Here is a 14,079-nt window from a genome sequence, read left to right as displayed (position 1 = left end):
CGAGGACCGGGGGCGTAGGACCACTCGCCTCCCGGGCTCCGGCGCAGCACAGTGGACGTATGAGTGCGTACGGTGCGGACCGGGTGCTGCGGCGGGCCCTCGTGCGGGAGATCGTGGCCGGCGGGGCGCTGGCGGACCCGGCCTGGCGGGCCGCGTTCCAGGAGGTGCCGCGCCATCTCTTCGTGCCGTACTACTACGAGAGCGCCTGGGGCGAACACGACCGGCTGTGGGGCGAGGACCCCGACCCCGGGCGGCGCGAACGCTGGCTGACGGGGGCCTACGCGGACGCCCCGCTGGCCACCCGGCTGCGCGACGGCGACCTCGTCTCCTCCAGCAGCCAGCCCTCGCTGATGGCCCGGATGCTGGAGGCCCTGGACATCCGCGACGGCGACCGGGTCCTGGAGATCGGCGCGGGGACCGGATACAACGCGGCGCTGCTCGCCCACCGGCTCGGCGACGACAACGTCACGACCGTCGATCTGGACCCCGAGATCACCGAGTCCGCGCGGGCCCATCTGGCCGCGGCCGGGTACCACCCCGCCGTGATCACCGGGGACGGGGCGCGCGGCTGTCCCGCGCGGGCGCCCTTCGACCGGATCGTGGCGACCTGCACGGTGGGCTCAGTGCCGTACGACTGGGTGGCTCAGTGCCGGGCGGACGCGGTGATCCTGGCCCCGCTCGCGACCGGCCTCATCCGGCTGCGGGTGAGCGAACCCGGCCGCGCCGAGGGCCGGTTCCTGCACACGCCCGCCTACTTCGTGCCGCTGCGCGGTACGGGATGGCAGGCGCGGCGGGTCCCTTACGCGGGCGGGCTGCCGCGCGAGACCGTGGCCAACGAACTGTTCCGCTTCCTGCTCGAACTGACGGCGGGCAGCCTCGACCCGTACGAGGCGTACGCGCTGTGGCGCCGCGAGAAGCGGCCCCGGCGCGAGCGCTTCGGGGTGACCGTGGACGGCACCGCCCAGTGGGCGTGGCTGGACGATCCGCAGGGGCCCTACATCTGGCCCCTGCGGGAGACGCCGGTCAGCCGCGCCGGACCGTGATGGTCGTCCAGGCGCCCACGTGCACCTGGTCGCCGTCCTGCAGCGGCACCGGAACGTACGGCTGGATCGGCTCGGCGCCGCCGTTGAGCGTGGTGCCGTTGGTTGAGTTCTGGTCGACCACCGCCCACGTGCCGTCCGGCTGCTGCACGAGCACCGCGTGCTGGTGCGAGACGCCCGGGTCCTCCGGCGGCACCGACAGGTCGATGTCGGGGGCCTCGCCCGTGGAGTGCCGGCGGCGGCCGATGGTGATCTGGTTGCCGGCCAGCGGGCGCTGCTGCTCGGGCGAGTACGCGGGCAGGTTGAGCCCGGCCGCCTCGGGGCCGCTGCGCTGCATCATCGCCAGGAAGTAGTCCCGGTCCGGGCCGATGGTGATGGACCAGGCGGCCGGCGGGGGTGGCGGCACGGCCTGCGGCCAGTCGTCGTCGCCCTGAGCGGGCCCCGTCTGCGGCCAGTCGTCACCGCTCTGCGCCGGTCCGCTCTGCTGCGGCCAGTCGTCGTTGCCCTGCGCCGGGCCGGTCTGCTGCCGCGTGCCCGGTACGGGCTGGGACGGCGGCGGCAGCATCCAGTCGTCCTCGCCCTGCGGCTGCGGGACCGGCGGCGCGGGCGGCGCCGGCTGCTGGAAGACGGGCGGCGGCGGAGGCGGGCCGCCCTGGCCGCCACCGAAGGACGGCGCGGGCGGCTGCTGCTGGAAGGCGTTCGGCGGCAGCGGCGGCGCGGAGCGCTGCGAGGGCTCGGCGGCCAGCGGTTCGGCGGGCCGGTTCACCTGCGAGGGCCGCGAGCTCTGGTACTCGAACGGGTCGCGGGTCGCGGGCGGCGGGCCCTGCTGGAACCCGGGCGGCAGATTCAGGCCGGGGCCGGGGCCGGGAACAGGGCCGGGGCCGTTCGCCGGGCCGGGGGGCTGCGGCATGGGCTGCTGCGGGGCCAGCGGGGTGTACGAGGTCGCCGTATTGGTGAGGAAGTTCCAGCGGCACTCCTCGCAGAAGGGCGCCCCGGCCTCGCGTGGGGTGCGGCACTGCGGGCAGAGCTCCGCCTGGGCGGTGGCGTTCGGGTCCCCCGGGCCCGGGTGGCCGTACGCGGGCGGTGGCGGGGGAGGCGGCGGCACGGCACCCATGCGATGGCCGCAGATCTCGCACCAGTCGTCGGAACCCGACTGGTGTCCGTTCGGGCAGGTCGGCATGGAGTCGCTTCCCCCTCTCATCGTCCGGCCCGGTGGGCCGCGGTATTTCGGCGGTTCTGGGTGGTTCTCTGTGGTTCTCGGGTGTAGCTACTTCTGTGGCTACTTCTTGTTCGCTTCTGGCTACTTCTTGACGCGAACGGTCTTGGTGGAGCGCGTTTCGAGGGTCATCTCGTCCGCTTCCGCGACCTTCGCTTTCAGTCGCACAGTACCGGTCACCTCGTCCACGACGTCCACCACCTTCGCAAGCAGTTTCGCAGTATCCGCGTTCCCCGAGGCGGCGGCCAGCTGCACCGCCCGGCCCAGCTTCGCGGTCGCCCCGTCGACATCTCCGGACTTGCGCGCATCCAGCCCCTGTTGGATGACTTGTGCCAGTTCGGCCTGGCCGGTGTAGTGCGCGACCTGGGGGTTGATGGAGGTGGACGCCGCCATGTCGTCGGTCCACACCGCCCGCACCAGACCCTGTGACAGCGTCTGCGCCGGACCGCCCTCGCGGTCGGGGACGACGAGCGAGACGCGGGCGGCGAGCATCTCCTGGCCGACGCCGGCCTCGGGGACCTGCACGCACACGTGGTAGTCGCGGGACTCGTCGCCCCAGGAGCCGGTCGGATAGTCCCCGGCGCGCGGGCCCGCCTCGGTGCGACGGTGCGTCAAGTCCTCGACGGTGGGCGCCACTTGCTTGACGAACTTGATCTCCACGCCGACCGGGTTCCACAGCCGCAGCGCCACGTCCGCGACCTCCTTGCCCATCGCGTTCTCCATCATCTGCGTGAAGTCCGCGGCGAGGTTGGCCGGATCGGCGACGATGTCGGCGGTGCCGAGCAGTGCGGAGGCGATCCCGGTGACCTCCTTGACCTCCCAGTCGGTCCCCACGCCCCGGGCGTCACAGGTGAACCGTCCCGCGCAAGCCTGCAGCGCGGCCCGCAGGTCCTCGGGCGACTCGTGCTCGTTGCGCCCGTCGGTGAGCAGGATGCCGTGCCGGATCGGGACGTCGGCGGCCCCGAGCAGCCGGTCGGCGAGCCGCAGCCAGGTGCCGATCGCGGTGCCGCCGCCCGCGCTCAGCTTGCGCAGCGCCTCCTTGGCCTGCGCCCGGGTCTGGCCGTCGGCGGTGGCGAGGCGGCCGTTGCCCGGGTAGACCTCGCGGGCCAGGTGCGTACCGGCGACGACCGCGAAGGCGACCCCGTCGCGCAGGGTGTCGATGGCGGCGGCCGTCGCGTCCCTGGCATTGCGCATCTTGGTCGGCGGATAGTCCATCGAGCCCGAGCAGTCCACCATGATCACCACCGCGGCGGTGGGCGGCCGGCCGGGTATGTAGGAGGGCGCGGCCGAGGCCCCCGTGAAGGGGGCGCCGAGGGTGCCGCCGCCCGTGGAGGTCACCGTGACGATCGCGTTGACCTCGCGGCCGCCCTCCGGAAGGAACTCGTTCTGGTACACGTCTACCGAGAACTGCGGCACGGTGGACTTGGAGAAATTGGCCATCGGAAAAGGCTCCTTGAGGCTCCGTGGACCCGAAGTGAAGTAAGTGCGAGAAATGGCGAAATAGGGTCGGACACCCGCTAGTAGGCGGATCCTGCCCCTTGCGGGTCCACCGCGAACGGCAGCACGGCCACTGTTACGTTGTCGTGGCCCCCGCCGTCCAGGGCGTGCCCGACGAGCACCTGGGCGCTGTGCAGCGGCCGTGCGGCGGCGTCCGCGGGAATGACGCGGGCCATCTCCTCGGCGGCTTCCGCGTAGTTCCACAGACCGTCCGTGCAGACCACCACCACACCGGACCGGTCCGGCTTGAACGAGGCGGTGTGCGGGTCCAGTTCGTACGCGTCGGCGCCGAGCCAGCCCGTGATGGCGTGAGCCCGCTCGTCGGCGTAGGCGTCGGCCTCGCTCATCAGGCGGGCCGCCACCATCTGCGCGGCCCACGAGTCGTCCTCGGTGAGCCGGGCGGGCGCCGTCCTACGGTCGTCGGGCACCCAGTACGCCCGGCTGTCGCCGACCCAGCCCACCACCAGCAGACCGCCCGCCGAGACCGCCCCCACCAGGGTGCAGGCGGGCGCGTTCTGGTGCCGGTGCGGATCGTGCTCGACGGCCGAACTCGACTCGGTGGCAAGGGAGTTGACCGCACCGGCGGCGGCCAGGATCGCGTCGTGCATGGCCTGCTGCGGATGCGTGCCCTGCGGCAGTGCCGCGAGCAGCGACTCGTTGGCGGCGACCGCCGCGGCCGCGGACGCCTCGTCGGGGCGGGTCGCCGACGACACCCCGTCGCAGACGATCGCCACGACGGCGGGGGAGCCGTCGGGCAGCGCCGTCGAGGACAGCGCGAAGGAGTCCTCGTTGCGGTGGTGGCGCAGCCCGCGGTCGCTGACCGCGCAGACCGAGTCCAGCTCCTGCTCCATGTGGTCGCGCTCGCGCGGCTGGGCGTGCCCGCAGTTCTCGCAGTAGCCGTCGTCGTCCACCCGGCCGGCCCGGCACGCCACGCACACCTTGGCACCGGCCGCGGGGGGCCTTGCGACATGGGTGTCCGGGGCCGGCTCCGCGGCGCGCGGGTCGGGCGCGGGGGGCGCGTACTCCTCGGGCCGCTCCTCGCCCACGCCCGGCGGGCCGAACCCTGCGGGCGGCTGCGGCAGTTGGCCGCCGCCCGAGTCCGTACCCGGCAGATCCGTCGGCAGCTGTACGGGCGCGGGCTGCCCGGCGCCGTCCGCCTCGTGGGCGGCCGGCCACCCGGGAGTCTCCCCGCCCATGACGATCGTCGGGTGGTCCCGCGGCGGCTCGGGCACGGCCGACAGGTCGTACCCGCAGGCACCGCAGAACAGGTCCCCCGGCTCCAGCGGCTCTTCGCAGCCGGGGCAGGCGGCGAGCTGATGCGTCTGCGACATCGTCACACCCAGGTCCGTGGGCGGAATCGGTTGGCCCGTTCCACCAGGTCGATCCTTTCCTCGCCGCGCTGCGCGAGCCGGGCGAGCACCCGGTACGAACGTTCCAGACCGAAGCGCAGGCCCCGCTCGTCGACTTCGCTGCCGAGCAGTGCGGTCTTCGCCTGCCCGGCGCCGGTGCTCCCCGACAGTACCCAGTCCAGGGCGGTGCCCAGGACCTCGGTCGCCAGCTGTTCACGCCGTACGGCGTCGAGCCCGAACGCGTCGAGCGCCTCGACCTGGGCGGCGGCCGCCCGCAGGTCCTCGATCAGCGGGTCCCGCGGGGCGCGGCTGCGCAGCCGCGCCCGGACCGCGGCGACCCGCGCCGCGGTGTAGTGGATCGACGCCTCGGGCACCGACTCCAGCGTCCGTACGGCGCTGACGCGGTCGCCGGCCGCGAGCTGCACCCGGGCCAGGCCGAAGGCGGCGCTGACATAGCTAGGGTCGGTCGCCCACACCAGGCGGTAGTACTCGGCGGCGTTGTCGAGCTGGCCGAGCACCTCCGCGCACACGCCGAGCGCCAGCTTGGGGGCGGGCTCGCCGGGGAACGCGTCGTAGATCGCGTCGAAGGAGAGCGCCGCGTTCTCGTTGTCGCCGGCGGCGAGCGAGGCGAGGCCGCGGTACCAGACCACCCGCCAGTCGTCGGGGTGGTCGTGCTCCAGGGACTCCAGCGCCTTGGCGGCGGACACCCGCTCGTCCATGTCGAGCCGGGCCCGCAGCTCGCGCAGTCTGAGCTCGACGGAGCCCGTCGGCGCCGAGCGCAGCGCGGCGATCAGCTCGGCGGGGGCCGCGGCCATCAGACCCGCGAGGAACCCGGCGTTGGGGTCGCTCGCGACCACGTGCGGCACGGGCAGCGCGAGCGAGGTGGCGCGCGGGTCCAGGGCGGCGAACAGCGGCGAGGCCGCGTACTCGCCTGCGCCGCCCGGGGCCCCGGTGCGGGGCAGCGGGATCGCGGGCTGCGTCGGCGGGTGGCCGGGGTCCGGCGCGAGGGCGGGCAGCGGCGGGGCGCCGGCCGGGACGGCCGCCGTCGCCGGGGCCGCCGCAGCCGCCAGGGCCTTGCGGCCGCGGCGGCCGACCGGCGCCACCCGCGCCCCCAGGCGCGAGGCGTCCCCGCTCAGCTCCGCGAACAACTTGGTGTCCGTGACGCGCAGTTCGGTGCCGAACAGCGTCGAAAGCGCGGGCCTGGGCCGACCCGTCTGGAGCGCCACGACCTCCCGCAGCACCCCGGTCAGCTGCTCCGCCATCTCCTGCGCGGAGGCGAACCGGCGCGCCGGATCCGGGTCGGTGGCCCGGACCAGGAACCGGTAGAACGACTCGTACCTGCGGAACACCTCGATGGTGTCGGGGTCCGGCAGGCTGTCCGCGTACACATTCGTGTAGCCCTGGAAGTCGAAGGTGAGGACGGCGAGCGTGCGCGCCACCGTGTACAGGTCGGAGGCGGTCGAGGGGCCGAGGTCGGCGACCTCCGGGGCCTGGTAGCCGACCGTGCCGTAGATCGCCGACTCGTCGTCGTCCATGCGGCGCACCGCGCCCATGTCGATCAGCTTCAGCTGGTCCTCGGTCTGGATCGCGTTGTCGACCTTGAAGTCGCAGTACAGCAGGTTGCGGCTGTGCAGGTGGCCGAGCGCCTCCAGGGCCTCGATCCCGTACGCGCAGGCCTGCTCGACGGGCAGCGGATCGCGCTTGCCGTCGCTCGTGCGGCGCTCGTTGGCGATCTCCTTCAGCGATTTGCCGCCGACGTACTCCATGACGATGTAGCCGTCCAGCGAACCGGTCCGTTGGTCCAGGTGCTCCACGAAGTTGTAGATCCGCACGATGTTGGAGTGCTCGATCTCGGCGAGGAAGCGCCGCTCGGAGATCGCCGCGGCCATCGCGTCCTGGTCGCCGGTGTCGAGCAGGCCCTTGAGGACCACCCAGCGGTCGGAGACCGCGCGGTCGACGGCGAGGTAGACCCAGCCGAGCCCGCCGTGCGCCAGACAGCCCACCACCTCGTACTGGCCGTGCACGATGTCGCCCGCGTGCAGCTTCGGTACGAAGGAGTACGGATGGCCGCACTTGGTGCAGAAGCCCTCGGTGCGCCCCAGCCGCTCGCCGCGTGAACGGCCCACCTGCGCCCCGCAGTCCGAACGCGAGCAGAATCGCTTCCGCTCGGGAACCTCGGGGTTTTCCATCACCGCGGAGCGCGGATCGGGGCGCGGCACCTCGGGCACCGACACCAGGCCCGCGCCGAGCCGGCTGCGCGCCGAGGCGCTCGCCGCCGCGCCCGAGCTGCGCACCGACACCGACCGCGAGTGCGAGCCGCTGCCGGTCAGCGAGGACAGCCGCCCCGACACCGAGCGGCGCGAGGTCGAGGACCGCGAGGACCGCGACGAACTGCGCGAGGACGAGCGCGAGGACTGCGAGGCCGAGCCGTGCCCGCCACCGGTGATCCCGGTCGGCGGCGACGACAAAGTCCCGTTCGGGGACACCACCGGCGCCAGCCCGCAGGTGTCGCAGTACAGCTCACCGCCGCCCATGTCCTCGTACGAACCCTCGCAGCCAGGGCGCTGGCACTTGGCGTTCTCGCTCACGAATCCCCCCTCTGGTCAACGGGCCCGGGCTGTCGCGGGACCAGTACATCGGCCGCCGCCCGCTGATAACGCAGCACCGCCTCTTCGGCGACGCGCAGATCGCAGGGCGCCGACCACAGCATCCGGCGGGCCGCGTCGTACCGCTCGATCAGGAGCGGATCCTCGGCCATGCCGTGCCGGGCCACCTTCGCCTTGTAGGCGTCGAGCCGCCCGCGCAGCTCCGCGCGGACCGCCAGCGGCGCGGTGACCGCCGTCAACGACTCGCGGGCGCGCAGCAGTTCGTCCTCGGCCTCCCGCTCAAGGGATTCGAGCAGCGGCGAGAGCCGGTGCCACTGCGCATGCCTGCGGTACTCGGCGGCGGTGGCCAGCTGCTCCTGGAGCACGATCGACGGGCCGCTCACGGCGGGCACCTCGCTGGCAGCGATCTTCGCGAGGACCTCGCCGCGCGCCGACCGGGCCTCGGCCAGCGTGCGATCCGCTCGCGACAGTACATCGCGCAACCGGACGAGCCGCTGCTCGGCGTCCTGCCGGACCGTCAGGACCGCGTCAATTTCGCGGCGTACGTCCTCCAGGGCGCGCGCCGCCCGGTCGTAGCGCCCGGTGTCGGGACGGCCGCCGCCCGGTGCGGAGCTGCCCGGCGCGGGCACCCAGAACGCCAGCGGGTCGGACACCACCTGGGCGCGCAGCTCGGCCAGTTCGGCCGTGATCGACTCCAGATCGTCGCCCGAGGGGTGCTCGCCGGGGCGCACCCCGACCGAGTGCGCCAGACCCCGGGTGCGGTGCAGCTCGGCGGCCAGGAGGTCTATCCGGGCGGGCAGCGCCGACCACACCGCGTCGGCGGCGACCACCAGGTCCAGCGAGTGCGCGTACAGCTCGTTCATCCGGTTCACCAGCTCGCCCAGGGTGAACCGCTCGGTCAGCCGGGCCGGGCCGGTCAGCGTCGGCGCGTTGTGCAGCGCCGCCCCGGCCAGCGTCACGGACTCGCCGCGCAGCCGCTCGGTGAGCTCCGCCAGATCGTCCCGGGTGGGCCAGCGGCGCCGGTCGCGCAGCTCGCGCGCGGACTCCAGGGCCGCCGTGTACGCGTCGAAGTACGCCCACAGCAGGGAGATCGACTGCTCGGCGGCCGCCCAGCGCTCCTTGGTGACCCCGGTCAGCCCCGCGCCTTCGAGGAGCCGGCGCCCGGCATGGTCCTGGAGGGCGAGCAGCGAGGTCTCGACGGCCTCGTGCTCGGCGCCGAGGCGGGCCAGCGCACGGTCCACCTCGTCCCGGTCCATCACCGGCCCCGGGGGTCCCCCGGTGGAGCTGGGGGAGGATCCCGCGCCCATCGATCACGTCTCCGCTCTGTGGTTCGCCGTCATGAACTCGCTCATCCTGCCCGGTACTTGGGGGCGGGCGGCCCGGATATCCCGGGCAGGTCCGCGGCGAGCCACTTGCGGTACGCCGTCATCCAGGGGCTGCTGTCCCCGCCGTTGCGGTAGTCCACCAGGACCTGGTTGATCCGCTGCACGAGGTCGTCGTTGCCGAGCTTGACGGCGACGCCGTAGTACTCGGTGGTGAACGGGCTGCCCTTCAGCTGGACCGCCGGGTCCTGCGCGGCCTGTCCGGCGGCCAGCGCGTTGTCGGTGACGACCGCGTCCACCAGGTTCTGCTGGAGCCGGACCAGGCAGTCCAGCTGGTTGGGGACCGTGAAGTCCTGGTAGTCCGTGCCGTGCGGGTCGGCCTTCAGCGCGTCGAAGGCGGTGGAGCCCGCCGCCACACAGACCCGCTTGCCGTTCAGCGAGGAGTCGAAGCCCTTGATGCCGGAGACCTTGGGCGCGAGCACCTGCTGGCCGGCCTCGAAGTAGGCGGTCGAGAACGACGCCTGCTTGATACGGGTGCAGTTGACGGTCATCGTCCGTACGACCACGTCGACCGTGCCGTTCTGGAGCGCGGGGATGCGCTGACTGGTGGGAATGGCGCGGTAGATGACCGCGTTCTCGTCGCCCAGGATGTTCTTCGCGATCGCCTTCACCAGGTCGATGTCGAAACCTTCCAGGGTGCCCGTCGCCGGGTTGCGGTACCCCCAGCGGAAACTGTTCTGGTCGACGCCCGCGATCAGCTTGCCGCGCTTCTTGATGGCGTCGAGGTTCGGCCCGCCCGCCGCCGACGGGGGCAGGCTCGCCTCCGGGTCCTTGCAGCTGTCGGCCTTGGCCTGCAGGCCCTGCGCGTATCCCGGGCCCGCGACCGCGGCCGCGGTGTCGGCGCCGCCGTGCCGGGTCAGCGGGACCAGCGCGGAGGCGGCGACCGCGAGTGCGAGCGCCATTCCGGCGACACCGCCCCAGCCGCGCAGCCGCCCGGCCCCGCGACGCGCGGTGCGGCGGGTACGGCCGCCGGACGCGTCCGTGCCGGGGGCGGTCGGCTCCGCCGGATCCGCCGAGCCCTTCGCGCCGCTCATCGCGACCCCTCTCGCCCGTCCGCCGTCGGCGGCACGTCCGTTGCCGCTGTCCATGCCGCTCACCTGTACTCCGCGAGGCGGCGGCTGATGCCGAGGCCGGCGCCCGCCGCGGCGAGCACCGCGAGGAGCGCGGCACCCACCGGCAGGCCGGTCAGCGCGTCGCGGCCGTCGCTGGCGGCGGTGGTGAACTCCTGCTGCTCGTGGGCGAGCGCCGAGTCCAGGGCCGCGTCCACCTTGTCGAAGCACTCCCCGGTGGAGCCCGTCGCGCCGATGACCTGCTTCAGCGCGCCGTCGTAGTCACCGCTGTCGTCCGTCTTGCGGGCCGCCGCGTGGCGGCTCTGCCACTGGGCCATGTTCGCCTGGGCGTCCTTCACCGGGGCGTCGCCCGCTTTGTCGTCCGCCAGGTTCACCGCGGCGCCGAGCTTCGCGGAGAGCGTCGACATCTCCTTGGTGAAGTCCGCCTCGTACTTGTCCTTGCCGTCCTCCAGCACCGCGCCCCGGGCGACCAGGGTCAGGTTCTCGTTGGCGCGGGCCTGGAGCGAGCTGATCCGGGCGTCGTTGAGCACCTTCAGCGACTCCTGGCCGTGCGAGCGCGAGGTGGACAGGTCGTGGGCGGCCACCGCGTGCCCCACCACCAGCCAGAGCAGCACCACCGTGGAGGCGGCGGTCGCCGCGAGCAGCCCCTGGTTGAACACCCGGTTGGTACGCCGGTAGTTGCGCCGCTGGGCCCAGCCGAGCCCGCCGAGCGCCACCACGCCCAGCGCGGTCGCGATGTACGGCCAGGTGTCGGCCTGCCCGTAGTCCTCGTACAGCCGTCCGGTCTCCGCCTCGTACAGCTTCTGGGCGGCCGGCAGCAGCTCGGTGGTCATCTTCTGGTTGGCGAAGCGCAGATAGGCGCCGCCGACCGGGAAGCCCTGCCGGTTGTTGGCCCTGGCCTGCTCCACCAGGCCGTTGTAGAGCGGGAGTTGCTCGTTGATCCTGGCTATCTGCTGGGCGGACTCGGCCGAACCCGAGGTGTTCCCGGCCGCCTTGACGAGCAGCCGGGACGCGGTCGCGATGTCCGTGTCGTACCGCTTGCGCACATCGAGGGGCTCCTGGCCGCCCGCGAGGAATCCGCTCGCGGCGGCCGTGTCGGCGTCGGCGAGGGAGCGGTAGATGGATGCCGCGTCGGCGCTCAGCGGCTGGCTGCGGCTCACCACGTCCTGGGCGGCGGCCGAGCGGTCCGAGACCTCCCAGGCGGTGATGCCGCCGAACGCGACGACGAGCACCGCAACGACCGTACCGATGATCCACAGGCGGCCGGGCTCGGTCTTCGCGGCGGCGCTCAGCCGCCCCCGGGTCCCGGCCCAGCTCTCGCCGAGCCCCCGGCCCCGTTCGAGCAGGGGGGACCCCGCTCGGCGGATGCCGGGGCGCGGCTGCGCCGGCACCTGAGCCGCGGGCTGCCGCGACCCCGGTTCGCGCACATTCGGCGGATTCGCCACCTGACCTCCCCCTCGGTCGCTGCGTAGGCAGTATGGCGGCAGGCACCGACAACCATCCAGGGTTGTATGGATCTTGTTACCTGCCGCGCCCCGTCTCTGCCACCTGCCCCGCCTCCCCATCATGTATACGCGGACCGGATCCGTTCGGTTCCCCAGGGACCCGAACGCACCCGAACGGAGGCCGAACGGCTGCGGCTACGCGTACTGCGCGCGCAGCCGGGCGTAGGCCGACTCCGGGGCGGCCACCTGGTCCAGGCCCAGAAGGGCCGCACCGAGCACGGGAGATGTGGTCACCACCAGCGGCACCGCCTTGGGGGCGCGGGCCGCGAGGAGCTCGCGTACGCCGTCGTCCAGCTGTGGATGGCGGGCGGCGAGCACGCTGCCGCCGAGCAGCACCGGCGTCTGAGCGCCGAGCAGGCAGAGCCGGTCCAGGGCGACCACCGCCAGGGCCACGATCTCCTCGGCCTGCCGGTCGACGACGGCCCGCGCCACCCGGTCCCCCGCCGCCGCCACCGCGAACAGCACCGGAGCGAGCTCGTGGCGGCGCGCGGCCGGGATCTTCTCCAGGTGCAGCGCCTCGATCAGCTCGTACATCGAGGCGAGCCCGAAGTGGGCGGGCAGCGCGGCCGCGAGCCCGGTCGGCTCGCCGCGGCCGTCCTCGGCCCGCGCCGCGAAGAACAGGGCCTCCTCGGCGAGCCCGCCGCCCCCGCCCCAGTCGCCGGAGATCTTCCCGAGCGCGGGGAAGCGGGCGGTGCGCCCGTCGGGCGTCATGCCGACGCAGTTGATGCCCGCGCCGCACACCACCGCGACCCCGCACGGCTCGGCGCCGCTGGGCAGCCCGGCACGCAGGATCGCGAAGGTGTCGTTGTGCACCCGCACGGAGTCCCCCCAGCCGCGCGCCCGCAGGGCCGCCGCCAACTCCCTTTCCTCGACGGGCAGATCGGCGTTGGCCAGACAGGCCGACACGTGCTCGACCCGCAGCGGTGCGGTGATCCCGGAGGCGAGGTGGGCCTCCTCCACCGTGCCGGCCAGCATGTGCACGGCCACCTCCACGCCCACCGACGGCGGCTGGAAACCGCCGCCCCTGGCCGCGCCGAGCACCGCTCCGTCCGCCCCGACGATCGCCACGTCGGTCTTGCTGTTGCCGGCGTCGATCGCCAGCACACTCATGCCCACGCGAGGTGCTCCCGGTTGTGCGCGATCAGCCGGTCGGTGAGCCCGTCGGCGTACTCGTACTGCCCGACCAGCGGATGGGCGAGCAGCGCCCGGAACACCCGGTCGCGCCCGCCGCGCAGGGCGGCTTCCAGTGCGAGGTCCTCGTAGGCGGTGACGTGCGCGATCAACCCGGCGTACAGCGGGTCGAGTTCGGCCACCGGCAGCGGCACCGCGCCGCGCCCGTCCACCCGGGCCGGCACCTCGATCACCGCGTCGTCGGCGAGGAAGGGCAGGGTGCCGTTGTTGTACGTGTTGACGACCTGCACGGGGCTTCCCCCGCTGCCAAGCAGCGAGGCCGCCAGGTCGACGGCGGCCTCCGAGTAGAAGGCGCCGCCGCGCTGGGCGAGCAGCTCGGGCTTCTCGTCCAGCGCCGGGTCGCCGTACATCGCGAGCAACTGCCGCTCCATCTCAGCGACTTCGGCCGCGCGCGACGGCTTGGTGCCGAGCTCGCGCACCACCTCGTCGTGCGCATAGAAGTAGCGCAGGTAGTACGAGGGGACCACGCCGAGCCGGTCGAGCACCTGGCGGGGCAGCCGCAGGTCGTCGGCGATGGCGTCGCCGTGCTCGGCGAGGAGCTTCGGCAGCACGTTCTCCCCGGCGGGCCCGCCGAGGCGCACCCCGAGCTCCCAGGTCAGGTGGTTGAGGCCGACGTGGTCCAAGTGGACCTCGGACGACGCCACGTGGAGCAGGGCGGCGAACTTGCGCTGGAGGCCGATGGCCACGTTGCACAGCCCGACCGCCTTGTGCCCGGCCTGGAGCAGGGCGCGGGTCACGATGCCCACCGGGTTGGTGAAGTCGATGATCCAGGCGTCCGGGTTGCTCCGGCGCACCCGCTCGGCGATGTCCAGGACGACCGGCACGGTCCGCAGCGCCTTGGCCAGGCCCCCCGCGCCCGTCGTCTCCTGGCCGACGCAGCCGCACTCCAGCGGCCAGGTCTCGTCCCGCTGGCGGGCCGCCTGCCCGCCGACGCGCAGCTGGAGCAGTACGGCATCGGCGTCCGCGACACCCGCGTCCAGGTCGGAGGTGGTGACGATCTTCCCGGGGTGGCCCTGTTTGGCGAAGATGCGCCGGGCGAGCCCACCGACCAGCTCCAGGCGGTCGGCGGCCGGGTCGACCAGGACGAGCTCACCGACCGGCAGGGTGTCCCGCAACCGGGCGAAGCCGTCGATGAGTTCGGGGGTGTATGTGGACCCGCCCCCTACCACTGCGATCTTTTTCGGCCGGGGGTTCGGGGGTTGTCCCCCGATCGACTGCGGCAT

The 14,079-nt window shown here is 73.6% G+C and carries 10 protein-coding genes; 1 reads left to right on the top strand and 9 read right to left on the bottom strand.

What is annotated here, in order from left to right; translation table 11 throughout:
• Nucleotides 1–59: 59 nt before the first annotated feature.
• Nucleotides 60–1,043: a methyltransferase domain-containing protein gene (locus tag ACIBK6_RS01845; protein ID WP_399047871.1), complete on the top strand. Its 984-nt coding sequence runs from the start codon at nt 60–62 to the stop codon at nt 1,041–1,043.
• Here the strand turns inward: ACIBK6_RS01845 and ACIBK6_RS01840 are convergent.
• From ACIBK6_RS01840 to ACIBK6_RS01800, 9 genes are all read right to left on the bottom strand, one after another.
• Nucleotides 1,024–2,220, bottom strand: a complete 1,197-nt coding sequence (locus ACIBK6_RS01840; protein WP_399047869.1) for an FHA domain-containing protein — start codon at nt 2,218–2,220, stop codon at nt 1,024–1,026. The two genes, ACIBK6_RS01845 and ACIBK6_RS01840, sit on opposite strands and share 20 nt — an antisense overlap.
• A 120-nt stretch (nt 2,221–2,340) precedes the next feature.
• On the bottom strand, nt 2,341–3,696 hold the full coding sequence (locus tag ACIBK6_RS01835) for a VWA domain-containing protein (protein ID WP_399047868.1): 1,356 nt from the start codon (nt 3,694–3,696) through the stop codon (nt 2,341–2,343).
• Nucleotides 3,697–3,773: 77 nt separating this feature from the next.
• Complete coding sequence (locus ACIBK6_RS01830; RefSeq protein ID WP_399047866.1) at nt 3,774–5,084, bottom strand: protein phosphatase 2C domain-containing protein; 1,311 nt, start codon at nt 5,082–5,084, stop codon at nt 3,774–3,776.
• A gap of 2 nt (nt 5,085–5,086) precedes the next feature.
• Nucleotides 5,087–7,636 carry a tetratricopeptide repeat protein gene (locus ACIBK6_RS01825; RefSeq protein WP_399048448.1) on the bottom strand — a complete coding sequence of 850 codons (2,550 nt, stop codon included), beginning with the start codon at nt 7,634–7,636 and terminating at the stop codon, nt 5,087–5,089.
• 50 nt (nt 7,637–7,686) lie between these two features.
• Nucleotides 7,687–8,964 (bottom strand): hypothetical protein, encoded by a 1,278-nt coding sequence (locus ACIBK6_RS01820; protein ID WP_399047864.1) that lies wholly within the window; start codon nt 8,962–8,964, stop codon nt 7,687–7,689.
• A gap of 92 nt (nt 8,965–9,056) precedes the next feature.
• Nucleotides 9,057–9,992, bottom strand: a complete 936-nt coding sequence (locus ACIBK6_RS01815; RefSeq protein ID WP_399048447.1) for a glutamate ABC transporter substrate-binding protein — start codon at nt 9,990–9,992, stop codon at nt 9,057–9,059.
• A gap of 191 nt (nt 9,993–10,183) precedes the next feature.
• A complete protein-coding gene (locus tag ACIBK6_RS01810) occupies nt 10,184–11,605 on the bottom strand; it encodes a hypothetical protein (RefSeq protein ID WP_399047863.1) in 1,422 nt (473 codons plus the stop codon).
• 195 nt (nt 11,606–11,800) lie between these two features.
• The gene (locus ACIBK6_RS01805; protein ID WP_399047862.1) at nt 11,801–12,775 is read right to left on the bottom strand and encodes an N-acetylglucosamine kinase; all 975 of its coding nucleotides are present in this window, start codon (nt 12,773–12,775) and stop codon (nt 11,801–11,803) included.
• Complete coding sequence (locus ACIBK6_RS01800; protein WP_399047861.1) at nt 12,772–14,079, bottom strand: 6-phospho-beta-glucosidase; 1,308 nt, start codon at nt 14,077–14,079, stop codon at nt 12,772–12,774. The genes ACIBK6_RS01805 and ACIBK6_RS01800 overlap by 4 nt, the downstream gene beginning before the upstream one ends.

Source organism: Streptomyces sp. NPDC050485 (assembly GCF_044458185.1).
In the GTDB taxonomy this organism is placed as follows: Bacteria; Actinomycetota; Actinomycetes; order Streptomycetales; family Streptomycetaceae; genus Streptomyces.
This window is presented reverse-complemented; position numbering and strand designations above follow the sequence as displayed.